Genomic DNA, 23,517 nt, shown 5'->3' with positions numbered 1-23,517 from the left:
ATGGCAGCCGACAATGGCGATACGTTAACCCCGGTTTCGCAATGGGCCTATCCTTTTCCGCAGAAAAGTGCGACAGGAACGGTGAACCCGGACGCCTATCTGGCCGCGCTCCAGGGGAGCGATGGCCCTTTCCCGCTGGGCTTGAACGGTCTATGGCATGGGGGGATTCACCTTGATCAGACTGGCAGGTCGCCGACGGCAGCCGATAGCGCGATGGACCGTAGCGGCGGTGTGCGCTGCATTGCCGATGGTGTGGTCGTGGCTTACCGGCTCGACAGCGACTACCAGCATTTGTCTTATCCAGACAAATCGACGGCGCTGTATTCGCGAAGCTTCACATTGGTCAAGCACAAGCTGACCTTGCCCGCGGCGCCAACGAATACGCCGAATGCCCCCACCTCGCCAAATACGCCGAACAACGTACCTCATCCGCCGAGCAATCCTCCGGCGCAACCGCCGACGACAACGCCTGCAAACAACGAACCGAACAAGCTGAGCACGGACCCGGCGGATTCGCTAGTTTTCTTCAGCCTGTATATGCATCTGGCACCCTGCTCGGTGTACAAGCGTTCGGAACAGGACAAGAACAAGAAAAATTGGCCGAGCTACTACAACGCCGAGCCGCTTTACACGGTCAGCGATAAGCGAGCCACCGATCAGCAGGAGAACGTCAAGGCCGGGGAACCAGTCACCGGCTCGCATGTGCATCGCGACAACCATGGTCATGCAGGGGAGAAGATCGGCATTTTGCCGTCGGGCACCAAAGTCAAGATTCAACGTCCGGCGCATGCGCCGAAGAACTGGGGGCGCATCTCAAGTATCGTCTCCGGCGACATCGTCCCGGTTGTGCCAGGGAAAGCGGTGCCCCAAGACGCATCGCATGGTTGGGTATTTCTTCCCTGGCTCGATAGTGAGATCGATCCCGAAGCGCTCGACAGTATCTATCTGCTCCCCAAGCCCATTCGCATCGGTGCCGGCGAAGTGATCGGCTATCTGGGCGAATATCAAAATGTCGAACATGCATCGACCTTGCCGCCCAGCCCGCAACGGGCATTGCTGCATGTCGAGGTTTTCGCAGGTGACGATTTGCAGGCGTTCCTTGCGCGCAGCCAGGCGCGTGCGGCGCAATTGACGCAAGAGCCGAAGACCCAGCTGGTGCTGTCGAAAGGTGCGAATCTATACACCTATAAGACTGACGGCGATTTGACGCTGCCAGCGAATACTGCTGTCACGCTCACGGATGATGCGCCGCACGCGGGTATGTGGACCAAGGTGCAGGTCAAGGCGGCCGGGGCCGCCAGCGCGACGAATTACTGGATTATGCGCAGTGAGGTGGCGAGCCATGACACTCGGCGTGCGTGGAATTCCTTTCCCTTGTCGTTGACTGCAGCGCCGACCGGAACCAGTGACTACACGCGTGTTGTCAGCATCGCTGGTTTTACTGAGCATGTAGACGATAAGAAGCAAACCTGGTACGAAGTCGACGCAGGCGATGCCACTATGAATACGGTCAACGGCTTCGTTTGCGCATCGGGCCAACCGAATGTCTCGCTGCAAAACAAATGGGCATGGGCTGGTTTCGAGCTGTTGTCGTCGAATCTGGCAACCGCCGATCTCTACAAGCGATATCTTTACCTGAAGGGCGACAACGCAACGGCCGACGAAAAAATTGCTTTCGAAGCCAGTTTCAATGCGGCAAAAGGCGATGCGCTAATTGCCAAGCTGGATGAGATTCTGACGCCAAAAAGCCAGGAACAAGGTAAGGTCGGCGGCCAGGATCTGCTCACCGCATTGAATCTGAAATGGCGCGCGGACCGTGTGGATCATCTGGTAGTGAAATACGAGAGCGAGTGGGGCGGACAGATGAGCAAATGGGATGCGCTCGATCCATTCATGCACGATGGACTCCCGTACTGGAAGACGGAGAAAGAGCGGATCAAACTCTTGCAGATGTGGGATGCTTGCGCGAGCGCGTTGCAGCCACTTTCCTCACCATTTGTGTATCACTTGCATCCAGTTGGAATAGTTGGCAATTTCGCAGATAGTGCAGGATGCATGCCATTGATCGATGTGCAGACGATTGCTCTGGCGATCTCGACTACGTTCGAAGGTGGCGTACCTATGCGCTATGCGACGGTCGCCAATAACTTTGACCAACAGGGCATGTCTTATGGACTAGTGCAGTGGAACGCGGGACAGAATACGCTAGGACCTGTATTGAGAGCAATGCAGGCAGCGGATACGCAAGCGTTTCGCGATGCCTTTCCGTCACAGACTGAATATGATCACTTCAACACGGCCTTGTCGTCGTCGTCAGGTGGCCCCTTGAAAGCATGGGCTATCGCACAACAGGCTAGCAATTCGGATTGGATGGTACCGTTCCAGAAATTGGCCGATGTCGAAGCATTCAAGGAAATTCAGGTGGAGTGGGCCGCAAGGCAAACACACGAGGATCTGCTGAAATGCCTGACACTGTTGCGATCTTTGGCGCCTGATTTGCTGGAACGAATCAGTGTGGTGAACTACTGTGCACTATTCGATTTGGCCATTCAGCAGCGCTCACTCGATAGTGCCGAGGAAGCGATTCGCCAGCGACTGACCGCCGGCGGCATCGAGACTCAATCTGATTTGATCAAGATGGCTGTCGTTGAGCGGGCAAAAACCGCGAGATCGCAATACGTTTCCCTATGCGTTAGCCGGCGCATGGGAATCTTAACTCAGCAAACTTATACGTCGACGGAAAACGGCGTAACAGTAGCAAGAGCGAATTCACAGTTCAAATTGCTGAAAGACAAACTTAACAGGTGGGTATGTGGCGTATAAACTTTCTGCGCTGACGCTGGGCGTCTGTCTGCTCGCATGTGAAATGGTTGGCGCCGCCGAACTCCCGGCGTCTGCTTGCGCAAACAACGAATGCGTCGTCTTCGTCAATGACAAGCCACCTGCAGCTGAGGCGCTGTGTGGCGACGCCGCAGTGACGCTAAGATGGAACGTTGGCGGGAATGCTTTTTTGACGACGTGTGAGGACGCCGGGACGGAAGAACAAGACACAAATTTCCTCTCGGACGCGGAAGGTAACCAAGCACGCAAACTCGTTTACGGCCGCCCTGTACTGAAGCAATTTTTGCTGCAACACCCATCCGGCCCAGTGCCGGACAAGTTCGCTTCACGCCCATATTGCACGCCACCGTCGTCGCGGCAGGTTTCGGAAAGTACCTTTGTTTTGCTGGAGAAGCGACCCGCAAACACAGAAAACGGTTACTGTTTCGAGCCGACGTATGTACATTACGATAAAGAGCAGATCACCGTCGACACTGCCAAAGGACGAATTGCCGCGTCGGATCAGGATTATTTTGGGGCGCTGCCAACTGAGCAGCAACAATCGAATCTTGCTGCGCTGATCCATCAATATGCGTCGACGTCGCGCGAGCCGAATAACGCAGACACAGCCCACTCATCTCATGAGAGCACCCGCCACGTCGCTGCGGAACGAGCCTATCTATACGGCAGGCCAAAAGACGACGGGAAGAAAATGGGGTATCTGATTAGCGGCGATACAGTGGTGGTGCTTGACGCGGTTGGTGACTGGTCGCAGATTCGTTATCGGCAGGCCAACGGCAACGAGATTGTTCGTTGGGTACGATCTGCGGATCTTGTCGGTGGCTCGTGAGGACTTGATGCAGGCGGCAGTATGTGTGCGGCAAATCATCGTCGACAGCAATCGTGGCGCCGAAATTCAAACAGCGGGAATGCCGTCTTGAAGAACACGACTTCAAAATTTAAGGCTGTTCGTATCGGCACAGTGATCGCTACGGTCCCGCTGCTGACCGGCGCTGCCGCCGTGCCAGCATCGTCCACGCTCCGGTTCGCTTTGCCGGGTGGCGCAGCCATTCTCTACAGGAACGCCTCGAACCCGCGAGCACCATTGCCCGAACGTACCTGGCAACAGGCAATATTTTATTTTCCAAACGGAGCGACGTTCAGCCTGCTGCCAAGAGCCGGCAAATCGAACGCGGGTGGTACAGAAATTGAACCGCCGAGCGAGAGCGATATCTCGCCGTCTGGACAATTCGTTGTCATCGGGCGAGTCGAATCGGGAGCGGCGTCGGCGGGGCCAGAGCAAGCGGAGTCCGCACTGAGTCGGGAATACTGTTCCATCATTGAGGTGCGCACAGGATGTACCACTGCCGATCAAACTGGTGAGATATGCGGAGCGGGCTGGCAGGCCGGCAAGCGTGCACAGTGGGGAACGGACGATCAGTCGAACGTGATGCTAAAGCACGACCGTCCATCGGCGAGCCGGCTGCTGAGCTCTATCAGCGCCGGTCAGCCGCCCCGGTCAGTAATTGACGACGATTCCGGTGCCGACAATCTCCTGCGTTGCGATCCGCCGTCGTCCACCAATCGCGAAACCTATGGAAAGATTGCGGCCGCCCTGCATGCGGCAGGTGCGCAAAACGATGCGCGGCTGATCGACGCCGCGTTTTCAAATGCTGACGGCACCGTCAGTACACCAGCGCCGGCAGCTATGGAACGCGAGCGTCGTGCGGCGACCATATTGGTGCAAAAAGCAACGCTTTATATGGCACCTGACGATGTCCAAGCTAGCCGGGCCTATCTGGTCCAGAACAATGCGGTGAGGGTATTGAAGCAGTCGCCGGCCGGCTGGGCTTATGTGGACTATGTCAACGCTTCTGGCAAACATCTGCTTCGATGGATCAAAGCCAACCAACTAGCGATCAAGCCGTGATGCCATCCCCTATCTGCCTAGACCCGACGTGATTTCACTCCTCGGGTACACCATCGGCAATTTAGCCGGCACACGACCAAAAGCGCTCCTCCTTTTATGAAACGCTATCTAATCCTTAACGCCGACAAGACCACCGCGAACGGTACAGTGATCGCCACGCCAACGACAATCAGGCTCGAAGGTCACGATGTCGCTCACGAGGGCGATGACGTGCAATGTCCTGCATGCGATACGACGGGCAAAATCAAATGTGACGGTCCCCGTCAGGTGATGACCGCGCCCGATGGCCGGCACGCCGCCTTGAGCGACGATCTTTGCATCTGCAAGTGCGATCCGCCGCCAAGGCTAGTTGCTTCGCAACAGTTCATGTCGGTTGATGCATAATAAATCACTACATGCTTGGTGGCCACTGACGGGGAAATCTACACCTACAACAACAGGCTGAACCAGATCAACGATTCAGGATCGTTACGTGATCCGCCGCGCGGTCAAGCAAGGTATCTCGCCGGAGCGCCGGGCGAATGCACTGGCGGTCGACGTTGGCAGATCATAAAGAAAATGTCACTGCTGATCCTGCGTTGCCGGCCGGCAGCTTTCGGCCGAGTACGGCCCAGTAGAAGTCACTCTATGCCGCACTTCGACGAAAGAGACTCCTTCATCCTGGAAGATGATCGGTCGGAGGATACTCGTTCCGCTCCGGTTTGCGGCCGGCAAATCGTTCCCGTTCGACTGGAGCGAGGACTGGGCCGTCATCAATGGCGAGCGCACCAAGCTGCAGGTCGCGTATCTCAAGCTCGGTCGCGGCCACGCCTTCTTCCTGCGCTCCTATCGTTTCATAGATTCGCTCGCGTCCAAGCCGCTTCATCGCTTTCGTGCGCCATGTCCGTGCGTCACCGGTATAACTACAGGTCAACGGATGTCGCACTTCTTCTTCCCGTAGCTAACGCTCACCTTCTTCGCTACGATGCCGCTGCAATAGTTGGCAGCATCCATCTTCGACATATCGAGAAGATAGCCATGCGGCTGCTTCGTGATACTTAAGGAATCGCCGCTGCTAAGAGGATAGGTCACCGTGCTGCCAGAGACGGTCGGCGTGCCATTCACAAGCGTGGAATCGATCGTGCAATTCAGCGCAAGTCCTTGTGACGGCGTACTCGACAGATACGAGAAATCAGGCACACCACTGCCTTTCTCGGTAATTTCAAGCGAATGCGAGATGCTGCCCTTATCGGCGTCGCAGGACAAGGTGGGGTTCGCGTGCACCCCAAAACTGACGACTACAAGGATTGATGCCACGAACCATGTGTTGCAGTTTTTCATTTCGATTTCTTCGGTTGGATGGCTGCAACGATATCGGCAACCGGTTTGGAGGCGGGAAACTTCGAAGGATCGCAGGCGAAATTATCGACGGAAATTTTCGCGTCGATATAGTCGAAAAGAAACTTCTTATACGCAGCAGCACCCTGAAGGCCGGTCTTCTTGCGGTAGGCGTCCGCCTTATCCTTGCCATCGTCTTTCTTCGTCTTGAACTGTGACTGGAGCAGCGTGTCGGCGTGATCGTCGGAGAGCGTGCCATTGATGATAGCCGCAGCCCCTCCTGCTCCTTCGTGGTGAGCGAGATAGGCCAGTTTCATCTTGTCGACATCCGCCACACTTGCCACGTCAACCCCGCTCTTGGTCAGACTGGCCAAATTCTGCGACGCGTAGTCCGCGGCAACGTTGATCGAAGTTTCTGGATCTAGACGCATCGCAAGAATATCCGTCTTAGACAAGGTCTTGACGTTGCGTGTTTCCTCTTCTGCAGCGACCTTTTTCGAAAGGTAGCTTCCCTTGAGCGTTGCCTGGTGGGTCCACGTTCCCACGAGAAATTGTGTTAGCCCCCCCGCGCCAATCGCGTTGACAACGCTTGGATCCCACTCAACGGCCCTGCCGTGAACCTTCTTCGTCTTTGGTTTGCCTTGTTTGTCAACCACCGGTTTGCCGTGCTTGTCGAGTACGGGCACTTCCTTCACAGGACCGGGCTTCTTTGCAGCTTCCGCTTCACAGAACGCAGCGAGCCCCTGGGGCAGCAGGCTATAACTATTGGCGGCCGAAACGATGAACGCACGGTATTGCGAGTTTGCGCCCAGCCGTAGATTATCCTTGTTCGGACATTCCACGCCAACGTTAACCACCGGATTACCCGCCGTGTTGCGATCGTGCTTGACATCTCCGGGCTGGAGCTTTAGCGGGGCGCTTTCGACCTGGTCACCACCGCCTTGATGAACACGCAACGGACTTTCGACCTTGAGCTTGGGACTACGAATCGTGGCTTGATGCAAACCCACTGGCGGTTTGAGAGTAGCAATCTTCTTGATGCCTCCACCGATCTTCTCGACCGACACCTGAATCAGTTCGTCAATTGATTGAGTTGAAACCGCAGGGATCAGTCCGTCCAGGTCGGTAGTGAAATTGAAGTTGTTCGTGGCTGTGGCGATCGTGGTCTTCATGTTGCGAATCGGAGCACCTATCGCGTCGACAAACCTGATCATCACCTCACTGAAAGTTGCGTCGCTACCCTCCTGCGGCGGCGGGTTCGAGAGCTTCAGCTTTTGCCCTGGGTAAATCAGTTGCGGGTTCGATATGTTATTCAGTTTGGTTATCTGATCGACGCTCACGCCATTTTGACGTGCGATCCCGCTAAGCGTGTCACCCGGCTGCACTGTGTATTCGGTTGCCATTTGTCAGATTGCTCCGTCACCATCCGTCACGCCAGTATCGGCGGCATCCGCTTCGCTTCGGTCGATATCCAGGTCGTAGTAGGTGCCCCACTCACCCTGTCCAAACAATAGCCCCAGTTCATCGGGATTTTCTTCGGTTAGCTTGCGTTCGGCGCCATCGGCCGACGACGTTCCCGAGGCGACAACCTTTGCTGCCTCGCCTTCCGCCGGAGTGGTAAAGAGCAGATAGTCGACCTCGCTCATTGAACTACCATCATCGATTCCCCGGAAACTTGGTTTTTGGCTATACGTGGTTGGCGTAGTTTGAGGAAGATCCGGTAGCGGATAATTGCCGCGCACCGGACCCGCAAACGCGTGCTCTGCGCCCTTGATGTCGACCATACCGGGAGTGTGGATCTCGATGTTGCCGTCCTGGATGCGGATATAACCGCCGCCGCTCGTCAACAGAATGCCAGTCGCTGACGCAATTTCGATCGTTTCGGTTGCAGAAAGCAACTTCAGTGTCTTCTGCGCAGTAACCTCGATGTTGTCCGAATGGGCCTGAATTTCCACCTTACCCTTGGCCGCAAACAGCTTCATCCCGGCGTTCTGCACAAACAGGCTGAGCTTTTCCGTAACGCTAGCGATCAGCGATTTGCCGGCTGCGATATGCGTGCTCTGACCACTGACAAGATTGATCTGCGCATCGCTCGTAACGTGAACGGATTTCTGAGTGGACAGAGCGATGCCTGACGGGCTACCGAACAGCATGACCGGTTCCTTGAACGCATTCGCGCTTCCGGCGCCGCCGCCAGCCGTATTGCCACCTGATGACGAGCCCGACACGCTATTCTGCGTCGCGTCCGTGAACAACTTCAGCGCGTCGTGGCCATCCTTGAGGCTTTCTGCCTGGCTCGTCGTGCTGGCATCGGACATCGTCTCAAGCACGCTCTCCGAACTCACCAGTTGCGAGGTTGCCTGCCGGGCATCCAGCGGCTGACTGCTCGCAGGATAGGTGGTGACGTACAGGCCCTGACCCGCCCGCACGGCACCGTAGGCGTCGGACTTCAGATCGAAGCCGCTACCCAGGTAACTTCCTCTCGCGTTACCCGACTGCTCAATGAGGTACCCCAGATGCAATTGCGCATTCGCGCTCGTTGAATAAAGCTGAACGCGATTCTGACCTGTCGCGTCGTCCATCACCATCTGGTTATAGCCGCTGCCCTGATATTCCTTGGACTTATAGCCGGACAGCAACCCGTTGGAATGCCAATGGGGTTGTGTCGTACCGTTGTAGACCCTGCCCGTCACCAACGGCCTGTCGCAATCGCCGCCTACCCAGCTGATCAGGACCTCTTCGCCGACTCTTGGAACGTGAACCCCGCCGTATCCGCTGCCCGTATCGGACATGGCAACGCGTACCCAGCATGATGCCTTTTCGTCGCCGTTGTTGAGCCGGTCCCAGTGGAAGCGCACCTTGATGCGGTTCAGCGAGTCGGTGTAGACCTCCTGGTTGGCAGCCCCCACGACAATTGCTGACTGCAGCGACATTTCCGGCTTGTGGTGCTCAAACGGACTACGAAACGCCACAGCCTTGCGCTGGGCTTCGATTTCGACCAGGAAGTAGCCCTCACTGCCGTCGGCGTGTTTGACCTTCGCCCCATCTCCGGTGGCGTGGTTTGCCCTGACTGCCGTCAGTTCGCTCTTCAGGCTATGAGGGAAATCCACAGCCTGGCCGGACGCCGGCAGGTTGTTCTCAACGAACCATGCGGTCTCGATAATCGCAAACTGCCGGTTCTGGGTGCTATCCGTGACGTGTGCAGGATGATCGTCCAGCTGGAACCAGAGGCCGGCATCCGCACCCCGCACGCCGCCGGAGCCGAAAAAACGCTTGGCCCGGGATTCCCACTCTTCCATGCGAATTTTGGACAGGCTGTCGCCCCGGTCCTGTTTGTCGTAGGTATAGGCGCCCGTGTATTCATATACTTCGGCTTGCTGAGGCAGATTCCCCTGAGCGGGAAGCGTCGGGATATTCGTGCCCTTCGGATTGGACGGCAAAGTGGGCGACGCGTAATCGAAGGTGCGGGTGGTCAATAGCGTGCTTTGCAATGTCCGGGTGCCCGACCACTGAACAAGAGCATCCGTTTCGCTGTTCGTGCCGGCACGATAGAAATCAACCGTCTGCGGCGAAAGCGGCTGAAACGTATCAAGGCTGTCCGTAACGATCAGCGTATGCGACTTGCCATCGCTCGCCTGCTGGAAAAAACCAAACAGGCCCTCGTTTTCCATGAGTCGTTGCACGAAATTCCAGTCGTCCTCATATTGCACGCAGAATGAGCGCGTCGGCAGCGGCTTGCTCAACGCGAAACGGAATGCTCCTTGTGCCTGCGGATGCATGTTGAATACATCAGTCAGGATTTCGTCAGCGGGTTTGTCCTGCCAGATTCGTGCATCCTTGCGAAAACGCAGGAAATGCATCCAGCATGCAAACGCGATTTGAAAACTTGTGAGGCCGCTATCGGACCCAAGGCGACGGGCTGTATGCACGTAGCCGTGATGAGGCAGATAGGATCGGTCTGTTTGCTGAATCCATAGGGTCACGGGCTGGGCAATCAGCCTTTTCAGTTCAATCGTGTCGGATGTCGATACGACATCCACCGTGAATTCGTAGAGGCGACCAATTCGTGAATGACCCACGACGCGCTGAGGCACCAGGACATTATTTCCCAGTGAAGTATCCAGCTTCAGCAGACGGTCACTCTGGGCGAGTCCGCCAGTAATTACCCCGATTAGGTCTTGCGCACCCATACCGCCTCTTCTTGTTGGCTATCGCGCCCCCGCGCATAAGCGCGATTTTACGGAACATCGAAAAAATCGGCCAGTTATTAAATGTTAAACAACAAAATCCCGGGATTAATTTCGCGCGTCCTTCATGCGAATCGAATAATGGGAAATTTTTTCGTATTTCGTGAAAATCAGTACCGATTGCATGTCCAACGCTGTTCGATAAAATACACCCTCATCCTCGGTCGGCAGGGGATGGCGGGCATTGGAAAACGTCACGGCCCAACGGCGCTTTTATGTAGTGAACAGGAGCCGAGGACTTTCCGGGGGACGTGTTGGACGCCTTGGGCACGTTCCTATCTAACAGGGCTTTCAGCCGTCCTAGATGCTTCGACATCTTTAGTCACGTCGTCCTCCCGCCGGACACACGGACCGCATCATGCATGGGGCTCACATTAGCTCTCACGCATGCAGTTGCTCTGCAAATCGCGCAACACCGTACGGAAATTCTCACTAATTAAGCACGCGATTTTCACTTTTGTGGCACGTCTTTCGCTAAATGTGTGACATCGACATCCGCGATGTTGATCGAGACCACCTCCATGGCGACTTTGCCCCAGACCCAAGTGCGAAAAAGGGTTACAGGCTTTTCACCTGCAACCCTTCGAGTTAGGCGATCCGGTAATTTGAGCCAACCACAGCCGAACCGCACCCTTCAACACATGCGGCGCGCACCTACCGTCCGGTGTTGTCTGATGAGGAGCACGAAAATCTAATCATTCCCGTACATTCGAGTCCAGTTAACCTGGTGTTAGTCCAACGATTCCGTTTCCCTGCAGAAAAATTACCCTCAAACATCAATATTCCCCGCCCTCAACGCATTAGACTCAATGAAAGCCCTACGCGGCTCCACATCATCCCCCATGAGTGTAGTAAAAATCCCATCAGCCGCAATAGCATCCTCAATCTGCACTCGGAGGAGCCGTCGAACAGCCGGATCCATCGTAGTCTCCCAAAGCTGCCCAGGGTTCATCTCACCGAGACCCTTATAGCGTTGCTTGGAAACATTCCGCTCAGCATCAGCAATCAACCACTTCATAGCACTCTTGAAGTCATTAACAGCCATACTCCGCTCGCCGCGCTTGATCACAGCGCCCGGCCCAATCAACCCCTTAAACGTCAGCGCCGTAGTCACAAGCTGCTGATAGTCCGCGGTCAACTGAAACTCTTCATCCAGAACGGAAATCTTCTGATTCCCGTGATGCGTCCGCGACACCTTCAATGACCGGAGCTCCCGCACCTGGTCATACATAGTCGTAACCCGCACTTCAGGCTTCAGCGCATCATCCCTGAGCTTGGCCTCGAACGCCTTGGCCGAAGCCTCCGCGGCCTCTTCCGAAGAAAGATCGAGCACAACCCCATCCATCACAGCCTCGAGCGCCCCAGCGTCATACAACCGGCTCAACCGATCGACAACACCCTGCGCGAGCAGATACGACCGGGCGAGCTCACCCAAAGCATCCCCAGCGATCGGCGTAGCACCCTCAGCCGTCACAAGCTCCGACCCATTGAGCGCGAGCTTCAGCATATGAGCATTCAGCTCAGCCGCATCCTTCAAATACCGCTCATCCTTCCCCGCCTTGATCTTATAAAGCGGCGGCTGCGCGATATAAATGAAGCCACGCTCGATCATGTCCGGCATCTGCCGATAGAAGAACGTCAGCAAGAGCGTCCGAATGTGCGCACCGTCCACGTCAGCATCGGTCATGATGATGATCCGGTGATAACGCAGCTTCTCAAGGTTGTAGTCTTCCTTGCCGATCCCACAGCCGAGAGCAGTAATCAAAGTAACAATCTGCTCCGAAGAAAGCAGCTTGTCATAGCGGGCTTTCTCAACGTTCAGCACCTTCCCGCGCAACGGCAAAATCGCCTGAAACTTCCGATCCCGTCCCTGCTTGGCCGACCCACCTGCCGAGTCACCCTCGACGATATAAATCTCAGACTTCGCCGGATCCTTCTCCTGGCAATCCGCCAACTTCCCGGGCAGACCAACGCCATCCAGCACGCCCTTGCGCCGTGTCATCTCCCGCGCCTTGCGTGCAGCATCCCGCGCGCGCGCCGCATCCACAATCTTGCTGCAGATGATCTTCGCGTCGTTCGGCGTCTCCTGCAGAAAATCTTCCAGCGCCTTGGCGACCACGTCCTCCACCGGCGCCCGCACTTCAGAAGAAACCAGCTTGTCCTTGGTCTGCGCGGAGAACTTCGGCTCCGGCACCTTCACGGACAACACGCACGACAACCCTTCGCGCATGTCATCGCCCGAAGTCTCAACCTTCGCCTTCTTCGCGACTTCGTGATCGTTGATGTACTTGTTCAACACGCGCGTCATCGCCGCGCGCAAGCCGGTCAAGTGCGTCCCGCCATCGCGCTGCGGAATGTTGTTCGTGAAGCACAGCACGTTCTCGTTATAGCTATCGTTCCACTGCATAGCCACTTCCACGCCCACGCCGTCCTTCTCGCCGCTGATGTGGAAAATATTCGGATGCAGCACGGCCTTGTTCTTGTTGATGTACTCAACAAAACCCTTCACGCCGCCCACGAACGCGAAATCTTCTTCCTTGCCGGTACGCTGATCTGTCAGGCGAATCCGCACGCCGTTATTCAGGAACGACAGTTCGCGAATCCGTTTGGCCAGAATGTCGTAGTGATATTCGATGCTGCCGAAGATCGTCTCGTCGGCGAGAAAGTGCACTTCGGTGCCGCGGTTTTCGGTGTCGCCGGTCACCAGAATCGGCGAGACGGCCACGCCATTGATCTCTTCAATGATGCGGTTCTGCGGCACGCCACGGTGGAACTCCATGAAGTGCTTCTTGCCGTCGCGGCGAATGGTGAGACGCAGCCACGCCGACAACGCGTTCACGCACGACACGCCCACGCCGTGCAGGCCACCGGACACCTTGTAGCTGTTCTGGTCGAACTTGCCGCCGGCGTGCAACTCGGTCATCACGATTTCAGCGGCGCTGCGCTTCGGATCGTGCTTGTCGTCCATCTTCAGACCGGTGGGCACGCCACGGCCGTTGTCGGTGACGGAGATCGAGTTGTCCGCGTGGATGATCACCTGAATATCGTTGCAGTGCCCAGCCAACGCTTCGTCGATGGCGTTGTCCAGCACTTCGAAGACGAGGTGGTGCAAACCGGTGCCATCTGAAGTATCCCCGATGTACATACCCGGTCGCTTGCGGACCGCCTCCAGACCCTCGAGGATCTGAATCGAAGAGGCGCCGTAGCTGTTATCGGGTTGCGAATTGTTCGTGTCAGTCATGGATTTTTTCCGGTTCTGCGTTGCTGCCTGGTTGCTGCTCGGGACTTTTCAAAACACCATAAAAACGCCAAAGGGGCACTGCGCCCCTTGGTGTTCTTCTCGATGTTGGACGCGTTAGATGCGCATCGGCATCACGACGTACTTGAATTCGTCGTTCTCGGGAATCGTGATCAATGCGCTGGAGCTGGCATCACCCAGGCTCACTTGCAACATGTCGACCTTCAGGTTTGCCAGCACGTCGAGCAGATACGTGACGTTAAACCCGATATCGACGCTGTCGCCGGTGTACGCAATTTCCAGTTCTTCTTGCGCTTCTTCCTGGTCGGCGTTGGTGGACATGATCTTCAACTGGCCCGGCTCGATGATGCAGCGCACGCCCTTGAATTTGTCCGAGGTCAGAATCGCCGCGCGTTGCAGCGAACGCTGCAGTTCTTCGCGGCCAATCAGGAACTGGTTCTTGTGCGACTTCGGAATCACGCGCTGGAAGTCCGGAAATTTCCCTTCCACCAGCTTCGACACCAGTTCGACCTGACCGAAGGTGAACTTCACCTGGCTCGCTGCAATGTCGATCTTCAGCGTGTCGTCGATGTCTTCCAGCAAGCGCTGCAATTCGAGAATCGTCTTGCGCGGGATGATCACTTCCTGGCGCGCAAACGAGCCTTCGATCTTCATGGACGAGAACGCCAGACGGTGTCCGTCTGTTGCCACCGCCATCAACTGGTCGCCGTCCACTACCAGCAGCATGCCGTTCAGGTAGTAGCGAATGTCCTGTTGGGCCATCGAGAAATGGACCATGCCGAGCAGTTGACGGAACGTCTTCTGCGGAACCACCAGGTTCGCACCGAAGTCTCTAGCTTGAGCGACGGTCGGGAATTCGTCCGCGGCCAGCGTCTGCAACGCAAAGCGGCTCTTGCCGGATTGCACGGTGAGGCGCTTGTCGTTCAGCGTCAGCGTGACCTGGCCGTCGGGCATGGCACGCAGGATGTCGAGCAGCTTACGCGCCGCTACCGTTGTCGCAACCGAATCGCCGCCCACGCCGAAGTCGCCGTGCGTGGTGATCTGAAGCTCGAGGTCGGTGGACAGGAACGACACGTCGGGGCCGTTCTTGGTAATCAGCAAATTGGCGAGGATCGGCAACGTATGGCGGCGTTCGACGATGCCGCTCACGGTTTGCAGCGGCCTAAGGAGGTTATCGCGTTCGGTCTTGACCAGTTGCATAGGTTTCCTTCGTTGATGTGACGGCCTGCGCGCCTCGCTCGGCAATCCTGCACGCGGCCCCGGCCCCCGCCGGCGCTACGCTGCGCCAGTCACGGCGTACATCCGCCCCAAGCCGCCGGGCGGTTAAACCTGTATTGTGCCTGAAAACAGAACCGCTCCCCTAAAATGGGGGCGAGTTCCGAAATAAACAGGTCGATTTTTCCTGCTTTTTGCCCAAATTTTAGGCAGCGCTTTCGCGACCCGGATTTCGCACGAATCATTAGCCCGAAATCGGGCCTCCGCGACGCGCAAGAACTACCCTTCTCTCACCCCTTCAACGTCTGCTCGAGCACGTGCAGTTCGTGGTTCAACTGCGCATCCGTGCCACGCTCGGCGGCAATCTTGCGCACCGCGTGCAGCACCGTCGTGTGGTCGCGCCCGCCAAACAGTTCGCCGATTTCCGGCAAGCTCTTCTGCGTCAGTTCCTTCGCCAGATACATCGCAATCTGGCGCGGCCGCGCAATGTTCGCCGGCCGCTTCTTCGAATACATGTCGGCGACCTTGATGCTGTAAAAGTCCGCCACCGTCTTCTGGATGTTTTCCACCGAAATCTGCCGGTTCTGCACCGTCAGCAGGTCTTTCAGCGCTTCTTTCGTCAGTTCGATCGAGATTTCACGCCCGTGGAACTTCGAGTACGCGAGGATCTTGCGCAGCGCGCCTTCCAGTTCGCGCACGTTCGAGCGCAGGTGCTTGGCGACGAAGAACGCCACGTCCTCATTCAGGCTCACGCCTTCGGACTGCGCTTTGCGCATCAGAATCGCCACGCGCATTTCCAGCTCAGGTGGCTCGATCGCCACCGTCAGGCCGGAGTCGAACCGCGAGATCAAGCGGTCGTCGATGCCCGAAATTTCCTTCGGATACGTATCGCTCGTGATGATTACCTGCGCCTTGTTCGCCACCAGCGCTTCGAATGCGTAGAAGAACTCTTCCTGGGTGCGTGACTTGCCGGAGAAGAACTGAATATCGTCGATCAGCAGCAGGTCGAGCGAGTGGTAGTAGCGCTTGAAATCGTCGAACGCCTTGCGCTGGTACGCCTTCACCACGTCAGACACATATTGTTCCGCGTGGATATAGCGGATCCGCGCGCCGGCCTTGTCCATCAGCAACTGGTTGCCGATTGCATGGATCAGGTGAGTCTTGCCGAGGCCCACGCCGCCATATAGAAACAGGGGGTTGTACGAGATGCCGGGGTTGTCCGCCACCTGGATCGCGGCGGCACGCGCCAGCTGGTTGGCCTTACCGGTCACGAAATTGTCGAAGGTCAGCACGGGGTTGAGCTTCGAACGTTCGTACATTGAGTCGCTCTCCGCGCTGCCTTGCTGCGCGGCGCTCTGGCCCGGCCGCCATGTGCGGCGCGCCGCGGCAGCTTCGTTCGCGTCGAGGCTGGGTAGATCGAGATCGCCGCCGTCGTCACTGTTGTTCTGATGCGCGCCGTTGCCGGCGTTTGCACCCTGCCCACCGCCATTGGCGCCATTAGCACGTGCGCCATGCGCGGCTTGAACCGCGCCGACGGCTGCATCGACGGCAGCCGTGCCGGCGTTTCCGGCAAACTGCGACGGCCGCGACTGGGCCGGCGCGGCAGCCGTGCTGCGCATGCCTGCTTTGGGATCGAGGACGAATTGAACATCGACCGGCGCGTGCCAAAAGTCACGCGCCATATCGGAAATGCGGCCGGAAAACTGGCTCTTGACCCAGTCAAGCTTGAAGCGGTTGGGTGCTGCGATGCTCAGCGTGTTGGCTGCCGCATCGAAGGCAACCGGGGCCAACGGTTTGATCCACGTCACGTACTGCTGGGGCGTTAACTCACGCTCTAGCAGTGCGGAACAGTGTTGCCAGAATTCGTTCATCGAGTTGCTGTCGTTATGTTTACACGGCGCCCCGCCCGCCCCCTTGTTGCAGATACACAACAAGGCCCTGAGCGGCCAGGCGGAACGGCTCCAGGCGCTTGTGCCACAAGGGTTTGCGGGGCAAGCGAGCCGGAGCGGCGTGCAGGATTTTTGGGAAGTAGGACGAGATTCTACCGCCAAAACATCCAGGAAAGGGAGTTATCCACAGGGACGGATCAAACGTTTGCCGTCGGCCCAGCCTGTGGAATACGACGCTAAACTATTGACGACCAAAAGAAAACCGGTTTAAATAGCGGGTTCCGCGAAAACCAATTTTTGAACCACCGGCCATTGCACTTTCCGCGATGCTCGCGCGGTTATTTCTCTGCCAAGTGAGAGCAACATGAAACGTACTTACCAACCTTCCGTTACCCGTCGCAAGCGTACCCACGGCTTCCGCGTTCGCATGAAGACCGCTGGTGGCCGCAAGGTCATCAACGCACGCCGCGCAAAGGGCCGCAAGCGCCTCGCCATCTAAGGCTGGCGAGCGGATTGCGCGCTCCGTCTGTGCAACGCGATGCCCGCGGTAGCGCGGGAACGGCAGGAGCGCCGCAGCAGGATTCGGTTCCGTTGCGAGCGCAAGCCGCCTTCCCCAAAGCCGCAAGGCTGCTAAAAACGGATGAATTCTCATCCGTTTTTCGTTTGCGCCCGTGGCGCCGCACCGAACACTTCGTCGTGTACGCCCGGCCCACCGGCAATGACGCGCGCCTTGGTCTCGTCATCGGCAAGAAGTATGCTCCGCGCGCGGTCACACGGAATCTGGTGCGACGCCTCGCGCGTGAAGCCTTCCGGTTGCGTCGCGCAGACTTTGGCGGCTGGGATGTGCTGCTGCGTTTGCATACGCGTTTCGACAAGAAGGCAATGCCTGCCGCTTCGTCGCTGCCGTTGAAGACGCTGTGCCGTAACGAAATAGAGGTGCTGCTCGACAAGGCAGCACGCGAAATTGCCCGTCGTGAGGCGCCGCCCGCGGATGCGCCCGCCACGCAATGACGCTTATGGAGATGCTCGTGCGGCTGATGGACTGGTCGCTCATGGGGCCAGTCAAGCGGCCCGGTCGCCTGGGCATCACCCGGTATTCCTTCTTGGGCGGCGCCGCTCGGCCGCACTAGTCATGCAAACGGTACTTTTCGCTTTATTGCGTTTCTACAAGGTTGCCGTGAGTCCCCTGCTCGGCAACCGGTGCCGTTTTTACCCTTCCTGCTCTGATTACGCGCGCGAAGCAATCCAGTATCATGGCGCCGCGCGCGGGACTTATCTCGCCGCCAGGCGCATTTGCCGCTGTCACCCGTTTTCGGCGGGCGGCATCGATCTTGTCCCGCCTCCCACTTCTGAAAAGCGCTGACGCGCCGTTCCATCGACACTGAGACAACGCATGGATATCAAACGCACCGTCCTATGGGTCATATTTTTCATGTCAGCGGTCATGCTGTTCGACAACTGGCAGCGCGACCACGGACGCCCGTCGATGTTCTTCCCGAACGCCACGCCGACGCAAACCGCGGCCAGCGCAGCACCGGGCACAACGACGCCGGGAACCCAGCCTGCCGATTTGCCGCAGACCGACACCTCCGCTCCGGGCGCCGCGCCCGCTGCCCAGGCCCAACTGATCCCGTTCACGACTGACGTCTATAGCGGCGAGATCGACACGCGCGGCGGTACGCTGTCGAAGCTGTCGCTGATCAACAAGGGCAGTGGCAACCAGCCGGACCTAGTCATCACCCTGTTCGACCACACCGCAGATCACACGTATCTGGCGCGCACGGGTCTGCTGGGCGGCGATTTCCCGAACCACACGGACATCTATACGCCGGCGCCCAACCAGCCGCACGATCTGACGGGCGACGCCAAGTCGTTCTCGCTTAGCTTCGAATCGCCGGTCAAGGGCGGCGTGAAGGTCGTGAAGACGTACACGTTCACGCGCGGCAGCTACGTGATCGGCGTCGATACGAAGATCGTCAACGTAGGCACGACGCCGGTGACGCCGACCGTCTATATGGAACTGGTGCGCGATAGTCAGCCGGTGGAAACGCCGCGCTTCTCGCACACGTTTATTGGGCCGGCTGTGTACACGGATCAGCACCACTTCCAGAAGATGACGTTCAGCGACATCGACAAGAACAAGGAAGACTATGCGAACCAGGCCGATAACGGCTGGATCGCCATGGTGCAGCATTACTTCGCGACGGCATGGATTCCGCAGCAAGGCGTCAAGCGCGACATCTACGTCAACAAGATCGATCCGTCGCTGTACCGGGTGGGCATCAAGGAAGCGGTGCCGACCATCGCGCCGGGCCAGTCGGCTGACGTCTCCGCCAGGCTGTTCGCCGGTCCGGAAGAAGAGCGCATGCTAGAAGGCATCGCCCCGGGTCTGGAGCTCGTGAAGGACTATGGCTGGGTGACGATCATCGCCAAGCCGCTGTTCTGGCTGCTGGAAAAGATCCACAGCTACGTCGGCAACTGGGGCTGGTCGATCGTGCTGCTGACGCTGCTGATCAAGGCCGTGTTCTTCCCGCTGTCGGCCGCCAGCTACAAGTCGATGGCGCGCATGAAGGCGATCACGCCGCGTATGCAGGCCCTGCGTGAACGCTTCAAGGGCGATCCGCAAAAGATGAACTCGGCGCTGATGGAGCTGTACAAGACCGAGAAGGTCAATCCGTTCGGCGGCTGTCTGCCGGTCGTGATCCAGATCCCGGTGTTCATCTCGCTGTACTGGGTGCTGCTGTCGTCGGTGGAAATGCGCGGCGCGCCGTGGATTCTGTGGATTCACGATCTGTCGCAGCAAGACCCGTTCTTCATCCTGCCGGTGCTGATGGCCGTCTCGATGTTCCTGCAGACGCGTCTGAACCCTACGCCGCCGGATCCGGTTCAAGCCAAGATGATGATGTTCATGCCGATCGCGTTCTCGGTCATGTTCTTCTTCTTCCCAGCTGGTCTGGTGCTGTACTACGTGGTCAACAACGTGCTGTCGATCGCCCAGCAGTACTACATCACGCGGATGATGGGCAAGCCGAAGGCCAAGACGGCGTAAGCGCCGTGGTCTGAATTGCCGGAGCGAACCCAGAGCGGGTTCGCTTTTCTGCTCAAGTTGGTTGAAAAAAAGCCGCCCGGTTTGCGCCGGGCGGCTTTTTCATTGGATTCGCACACGGCCGGCGCGTCGGAGTCACTCTTTGCCGGTGTCGTAAAGCCGCTCGACAAACTCTTCGAGGAAATGGCGATCCTTCGGATCCAGCGCTTCGATCTTCGAGGCGAGCTCGATCGCCTCCGGAGTAAGGGGATATTTCTCCCCGGGCGCGAGTGGCTTCGACTTCGCGCCCACCGGCGGTGGAGGCCCATAGTGCAGCCAATGCACACCGACGCCTAGCCAATCGGCTAAGGTCTGCAGCTTGTCCGGCGTAGGAATGGTTCGGCCCGTCAGCCACTTATGCGCGGTCTGCGGCGACACAGGCGCCTCGCCGCGATGCAGCAGATTGAATTGCCTGGCGAGTTGAGTCCCACCCTTGATGTTCTTCCGGGCAATCTGATCTTGCAGTCTTTTGGCGAACGCTGATTTTTCTTTGGAGGTCGGCATGAGCCAAATTGTGCAATCCGGCGCGCCAACAGTGGACAACTGCTTAGGCTACAATTTAGCGCATTTACGCTATTTTTAGCTCAAGATAAGCGCCAGATAACGCCTTGCGCAATTTACTCAGTTTGCGCTTTTTTCCTTCTGCCGTGGCCGTTTGGCGAATCCAATCCACGCAGATAGTCTTATTTGTCCGAAGACTGATCTTATCGTAAATGAGATAAATCCGTATTTGTCTAATAAAAGGCGCCTAATACACCGGAATACCTCGTTGTCGCCCTCGGCGGAAGCCCCGCGAACCGCTCGCGTTACAATGCCTCGCGCCCTTCGTAGGGCCTTTCGTTCTTCCAGTTTCCTCTGCTGCCGCGCCCAATCCCATGCTCGCCACCGATTCCGATCCCATTGTTGCCATTGCTACTGCGCCCGGTCGTGGCGGAATCGGCGTGGTCCGGATTTCGTTCGGGCGTGCCGGCTCGGCTGCGGCCGAGCCGCTCATGCAAGCGCTCACAGGACAAATCCTCGCGCCGCGTCACGCGAGCTATGTGCCCTTCCTCGACGCTCACGGCGACGCGCTTGACCGCGGCATCGCGCTCTACTTTCCGGCGCCGAATTCGTACACCGGCGAGCACGTACTCGAGCTGCAGGGCCACGGCGGGCCGATCGTGCTGCAACTGGTATTGCAACGATGCATCGACGCCGGCCGCGCGGTCGGGCTGCGGCTAGCGGAACCGGGCGAGTTCACCCGCCGCGCCTTCCTCAACGACAAGCTGGATCTGGCCCAGGCCGAGGCTGTCGCCGATCTGATCGAGGCAAGCACCGAGGCGGCCGCGCGCTCGGCGGGCCGCTCGCTGGAAGGCGCGTTTTCGCGTGACATCCACGCCATGGTCGAAGACGTCATCACGCTGCGGATGCTGGTCGAGGCGACGCTCGACTTTCCCGAAGAAGAAATTGACTTTCTGGAAGCCGCGGATGCACGCGGCAAGCTCGCGCGGATCCGCGACCAGCTCGCCCACGTGCTGAATGAAGCGCGTCAGGGTGCACTACTGCGTGAGGGGCTCTCGGTGGTCTTGGCGGGTCAGCCAAACGTCGGCAAGTCGTCGCTACTCAATGCGCTTGCCGGCGCCGAACTGGCCATCGTCACGCCGATCGCCGGCACGACTCGCGACAAGGTCGCGCAAACCATCCAGATTGAAGGGATCCCGCTACATGTGATTGACACCGCCGGATTGCGCGAAACCGAGGACGAGGTGGAGAAGATCGGCATCGAGCGCACGTGGAACGAGATTGAGCGCGCGGACGTGGTGCTGCATCTGCTCGATGCACGCACCGGCATGAACGCCGAGGACAATGCGATTGCCGCCCGTTTTCCGGTGGGTGTGCCGGTGCTGCGGGTGATGAACAAGACCGATCTGACGGACGTCGCTCCGGCTGTGCGTACGTTGGATGAGGCGGAAGGCGTCGATCTGCGCGAGGTGCGACTGTCCGCGAAACAGGGTGACGGCATCGCGTTACTGCGTGCCGAGTTGCTGCGGATCGCCGGCTGGCAGGCCGGCGCGGAGAGCGTATACCTCGCACGCGAGCGGCATCTGATCGCCCTGCGCGCAGCGCAGGAACACCTCGCAACGGCTGCGCAGCACGCTGACCAGAACGCGCAGGCACTCGACCTGTTCGCCGAGGAATTGCGGCTTGCTCAGGAGCAGCTGAATTCCATCACCGGTGAGTTCACCTCCGACGACCTTTTGGGAGTGATTTTTAGCCGGTTTTGTATTGGGAAATAGATAGCGGGCGGGCGTCAGCCACATATTTTCACTTCAGGCCTATATCTTCGACCTGAAATAGCAAGCAATCGCTATACTTCGGGGCATTATCAAACAGCGCTTTTTGGTACACAGAGTGTCTTTTTCGCATTTCTCGATGCACTGTGTACCAAAGAAAGCGATCCAGGCATGCCCAAAATCGTCCCTCCCCTCAGCGAAACGCAGATCCGCGCGATGGAGCCCCGCGCAACCCGCTACTCCGTCGCTGACGGCAATGGCCTCGTGCTCGAGGTCATGCCGACCGGCAACAAGGTCTGGCGCTTTCGCTATACGCTCGACGGCGAACGGCAGCCGCTGACCACCATTGGCGACTATCGGCGAATTTCGCTTCGAGTCGCGCGCGAACGAGCGCGCAAATACGCCGAGATGGTCGCGGCCGGCGTATCGCCGGCGGCAACCGCCCGCCGCGACCGCGGCGCCGAGAAACGCGTCGACCTTCTACGCGACGCGGCCGAGCTGTATATGTCGGCGGCCATGGCGAGCAAGTCCGACGAATATCAGCGCACCACACGACGCGCGCTCGATAAAGACGTGCTGCGGGCAATCGGCAGCAAGCCGATCGGCGCAGTGACCTCTGAGGACGTCCTCGCGATTTGCGAACGGATCAAGTTGCGCGGGTCGCCCAAAATGGCCCTGCATACGCGCAACGTGATCAGGCGGCTCTACGAATTCCTGATTGCCCGGCAACTCGCCACCCACAATCCTGCGACGACTGTTCCCGCGCGCTTCATCGCCACACCGGACAGCCGAACGCGCGTGCTCACCGCCGAGGAACTCGGCACGACATTGCGCGCGATCGATGCTTCGCGCGTCCGTCGGCCGCTGAAGCTCGCTTTGCACCTTCTCGTGCTGACGATGGTCCGCAAGTCCGAACTGATTGAAGCGACCTGGGCCGAGTTCGATCTGAAAGCGTCCCTGTGGAAAATTCCCGCCGCCCGAATGAAAAATGCCCGCGCACATGAAGTGTATTTGCCGCGCCAGGCGGTGGCGATGCTGCGCGAACTACGCGAAACGAAAAGCAGCCGAACCTTCGTGTTCCCCACCGTCAGGGGTGACGATCGCCCCATCGCAAAAAGTACCCTCAATCAGGCGGTGAAAGCGCTCGGGCTGGATGTTGAGCATTTCGTTTTGCACGATTTCCGGCGTACCGCGGAAGCCCATTTGCTCGCGATGGATCAACCCGCAGATGTCATCGCGAGAGCGCTCGCACGCGCTTCAAAAGAGGCTGCGAACGAGCCGACGCGCACGGAGGACGCGGCCAACCAGCGCAACGTGTTGCAACGATGGGCGGATTTCGTAGAAGCGCAGATCGCAGACGAGCCACAGAGTGAGAGCAATCGATCCGGGGCCGCCTCTTAGGCATTGGCCACCTTACGCTGCGCCAGGAGTGAGCGGTTCACCCGGATACGCTGCGGTCTTGGTTGGTACACAGGACATTCC

Annotated in this window: 17 protein-coding genes and 1 pseudogene; 11 read left to right on the top strand and 7 right to left on the bottom strand. The window is 58.1% G+C overall.

The window, feature by feature from the left end; all coding sequences use genetic code 11:
- From P3T17_RS11145 to P3T17_RS11125, 5 genes and pseudogenes are all read left to right on the top strand, one after another.
- Positions 1-2,823 carry a hypothetical protein gene (locus tag P3T17_RS11145; RefSeq protein WP_429406664.1) on the top strand — a complete coding sequence of 941 codons (2,823 nt, stop codon included), beginning with the start codon at positions 1-3 and terminating at the stop codon, positions 2,821-2,823.
- Positions 2,813-3,670 (top strand): hypothetical protein, encoded by an 858-nt coding sequence (locus P3T17_RS11140; RefSeq protein ID WP_429406662.1) that lies wholly within the window; start codon positions 2,813-2,815, stop codon positions 3,668-3,670. The genes P3T17_RS11145 and P3T17_RS11140 overlap by 11 nt, the downstream gene beginning before the upstream one ends.
- An 87-nt stretch (positions 3,671-3,757) precedes the next feature.
- The gene (locus P3T17_RS11135; RefSeq protein WP_429406661.1) at positions 3,758-4,750 is read left to right on the top strand and encodes a hypothetical protein; all 993 of its coding nucleotides are present in this window, start codon (positions 3,758-3,760) and stop codon (positions 4,748-4,750) included.
- 96 nt (positions 4,751-4,846) lie between these two features.
- The gene (locus P3T17_RS11130; RefSeq protein WP_429406659.1) at positions 4,847-5,134 is read left to right on the top strand and encodes a PAAR domain-containing protein; all 288 of its coding nucleotides are present in this window, start codon (positions 4,847-4,849) and stop codon (positions 5,132-5,134) included.
- Between the two features lie 289 nt (positions 5,135-5,423).
- Positions 5,424-5,579 (top strand): annotated as a pseudogene (locus tag P3T17_RS11125) (IS21 family transposase); the annotation flags it as partial.
- Between the two features lie 80 nt (positions 5,580-5,659).
- Here P3T17_RS11125 and P3T17_RS11120 read toward each other — a convergent pair.
- The 6 genes from P3T17_RS11120 to dnaA form a co-directional block, all read right to left on the bottom strand.
- Positions 5,660-6,070, bottom strand: a complete 411-nt coding sequence (locus P3T17_RS11120; protein ID WP_429406658.1) for a hypothetical protein — start codon at positions 6,068-6,070, stop codon at positions 5,660-5,662.
- The gene (locus P3T17_RS11115) at positions 6,067-7,470 is read right to left on the bottom strand and encodes a LysM peptidoglycan-binding domain-containing protein (protein ID WP_429406656.1); all 1,404 of its coding nucleotides are present in this window, start codon (positions 7,468-7,470) and stop codon (positions 6,067-6,069) included. Before P3T17_RS11115 ends, P3T17_RS11120 begins: the two co-directional genes overlap by 4 nt.
- 3 nt (positions 7,471-7,473) lie before the next feature.
- Positions 7,474-10,257 carry a type VI secretion system Vgr family protein gene (locus P3T17_RS11110; protein WP_429406655.1) on the bottom strand — a complete coding sequence of 928 codons (2,784 nt, stop codon included), beginning with the start codon at positions 10,255-10,257 and terminating at the stop codon, positions 7,474-7,476.
- Between the two features lie 826 nt (positions 10,258-11,083).
- Positions 11,084-13,555 (bottom strand): DNA topoisomerase (ATP-hydrolyzing) subunit B, encoded by a 2,472-nt coding sequence (gene gyrB, locus P3T17_RS11105; protein ID WP_074263000.1) that lies wholly within the window; start codon positions 13,553-13,555, stop codon positions 11,084-11,086.
- Positions 13,556-13,669: 114 nt separating this feature from the next.
- Entirely contained in the window at positions 13,670-14,773 is a 1,104-nt protein-coding gene (dnaN, locus tag P3T17_RS11100) for a DNA polymerase III subunit beta (RefSeq protein ID WP_429406653.1), read from the bottom strand.
- 305 nt (positions 14,774-15,078) lie between these two features.
- Complete coding sequence (dnaA, locus tag P3T17_RS11095; RefSeq protein ID WP_429406652.1) at positions 15,079-16,659, bottom strand: chromosomal replication initiator protein DnaA; 1,581 nt, start codon at positions 16,657-16,659, stop codon at positions 15,079-15,081.
- Positions 16,660-17,041: 382 nt separating this feature from the next.
- Between dnaA and rpmH the strand changes: the two genes are divergently transcribed.
- The 4 genes from rpmH to yidC all read left to right on the top strand — a co-directional run bounded on the left by rpmH (position 17,042) and on the right by yidC (position 19,726).
- On the top strand, positions 17,042-17,176 hold the full coding sequence (rpmH, locus tag P3T17_RS11090) for a 50S ribosomal protein L34 (protein WP_004198824.1): 135 nt from the start codon (positions 17,042-17,044) through the stop codon (positions 17,174-17,176).
- A 14-nt stretch (positions 17,177-17,190) separates the two neighbouring features.
- Positions 17,191-17,688, top strand: a complete 498-nt coding sequence (gene rnpA, locus P3T17_RS11085) for a ribonuclease P protein component (protein WP_074262997.1) — start codon at positions 17,191-17,193, stop codon at positions 17,686-17,688.
- A gap of 121 nt (positions 17,689-17,809) precedes the next feature.
- A complete protein-coding gene (gene yidD / locus P3T17_RS11080) occupies positions 17,810-18,040 on the top strand; it encodes a membrane protein insertion efficiency factor YidD (protein WP_074262996.1) in 231 nt (76 codons plus the stop codon).
- A 30-nt stretch (positions 18,041-18,070) separates the two neighbouring features.
- The gene (gene yidC / locus P3T17_RS11075) at positions 18,071-19,726 is read left to right on the top strand and encodes a membrane protein insertase YidC (RefSeq protein WP_429406650.1); all 1,656 of its coding nucleotides are present in this window, start codon (positions 18,071-18,073) and stop codon (positions 19,724-19,726) included.
- 132 nt (positions 19,727-19,858) lie between these two features.
- On the opposite strand, the gene P3T17_RS11070 is transcribed toward yidC, so the two are convergent.
- The gene (locus P3T17_RS11070) at positions 19,859-20,266 is read right to left on the bottom strand and encodes an XRE family transcriptional regulator (protein WP_122152983.1); all 408 of its coding nucleotides are present in this window, start codon (positions 20,264-20,266) and stop codon (positions 19,859-19,861) included.
- A gap of 371 nt (positions 20,267-20,637) precedes the next feature.
- Here P3T17_RS11070 and mnmE point away from each other — a divergent pair, with 371 nt between their 5' ends.
- Positions 20,638-22,038 (top strand): tRNA uridine-5-carboxymethylaminomethyl(34) synthesis GTPase MnmE, encoded by a 1,401-nt coding sequence (gene mnmE / locus P3T17_RS11065; RefSeq protein ID WP_429406648.1) that lies wholly within the window; start codon positions 20,638-20,640, stop codon positions 22,036-22,038.
- A 168-nt stretch (positions 22,039-22,206) separates the two neighbouring features.
- Positions 22,207-23,436 (top strand): tyrosine-type recombinase/integrase, encoded by a 1,230-nt coding sequence (locus P3T17_RS11060; RefSeq protein ID WP_429406646.1) that lies wholly within the window; start codon positions 22,207-22,209, stop codon positions 23,434-23,436.
- The last annotated feature ends 81 nt before the right edge of the window (positions 23,437-23,517 follow it).

This window comes from Paraburkholderia sp. GAS82 (assembly GCF_050436285.1).
GTDB classification, from domain to species: domain Bacteria; phylum Pseudomonadota; class Gammaproteobacteria; order Burkholderiales; family Burkholderiaceae; genus Paraburkholderia; species Paraburkholderia phenazinium_B.
Note: the sequence above shows the minus strand (reverse complement) of the source record. Positions and strands in the feature narration are given on the sequence as shown.

Excerpts from the sequence above, each read along its gene's own strand:
- P3T17_RS11120 (WP_429406658.1), bottom strand. The coding sequence starts at position 6,070 with ATGAAAAACTGCAACACATGGTTCGTGGCATCAATCCTTGTAGTCGTC.
- P3T17_RS11110 (WP_429406655.1), bottom strand. The coding sequence starts at position 10,257 with ATGGGTGCGCAAGACCTAATCGGGGTAATTACTGGCGGACTCGCCCAG.
- P3T17_RS11060 (WP_429406646.1), top strand. The coding sequence starts at position 22,207 with ATGCCCAAAATCGTCCCTCCCCTCAGCGAAACGCAGATCCGCGCGATG.
- mnmE (WP_429406648.1), top strand. The coding sequence starts at position 20,638 with ATGCTCGCCACCGATTCCGATCCCATTGTTGCCATTGCTACTGCGCCC.
- dnaA (WP_429406652.1), bottom strand. The coding sequence starts at position 16,659 with ATGAACGAATTCTGGCAACACTGTTCCGCACTGCTAGAGCGTGAGTTA.
- dnaN (WP_429406653.1), bottom strand. The coding sequence starts at position 14,773 with ATGCAACTGGTCAAGACCGAACGCGATAACCTCCTTAGGCCGCTGCAA.
- yidD (WP_074262996.1), top strand. The coding sequence starts at position 17,810 with ATGCAAACGGTACTTTTCGCTTTATTGCGTTTCTACAAGGTTGCCGTG.
- gyrB (WP_074263000.1), bottom strand. The coding sequence starts at position 13,555 with ATGACTGACACGAACAATTCGCAACCCGATAACAGCTACGGCGCCTCT.
- P3T17_RS11070 (WP_122152983.1), bottom strand. The coding sequence starts at position 20,266 with ATGCCGACCTCCAAAGAAAAATCAGCGTTCGCCAAAAGACTGCAAGAT.
- rpmH (WP_004198824.1), top strand. The coding sequence starts at position 17,042 with ATGAAACGTACTTACCAACCTTCCGTTACCCGTCGCAAGCGTACCCAC.
- P3T17_RS11115 (WP_429406656.1), bottom strand. The coding sequence starts at position 7,470 with ATGGCAACCGAATACACAGTGCAGCCGGGTGACACGCTTAGCGGGATC.
- P3T17_RS11145 (WP_429406664.1), top strand. The coding sequence starts at position 1 with ATGGCAGCCGACAATGGCGATACGTTAACCCCGGTTTCGCAATGGGCC.
- P3T17_RS11130 (WP_429406659.1), top strand. The coding sequence starts at position 4,847 with ATGAAACGCTATCTAATCCTTAACGCCGACAAGACCACCGCGAACGGT.
- yidC (WP_429406650.1), top strand. The coding sequence starts at position 18,071 with ATGGATATCAAACGCACCGTCCTATGGGTCATATTTTTCATGTCAGCG.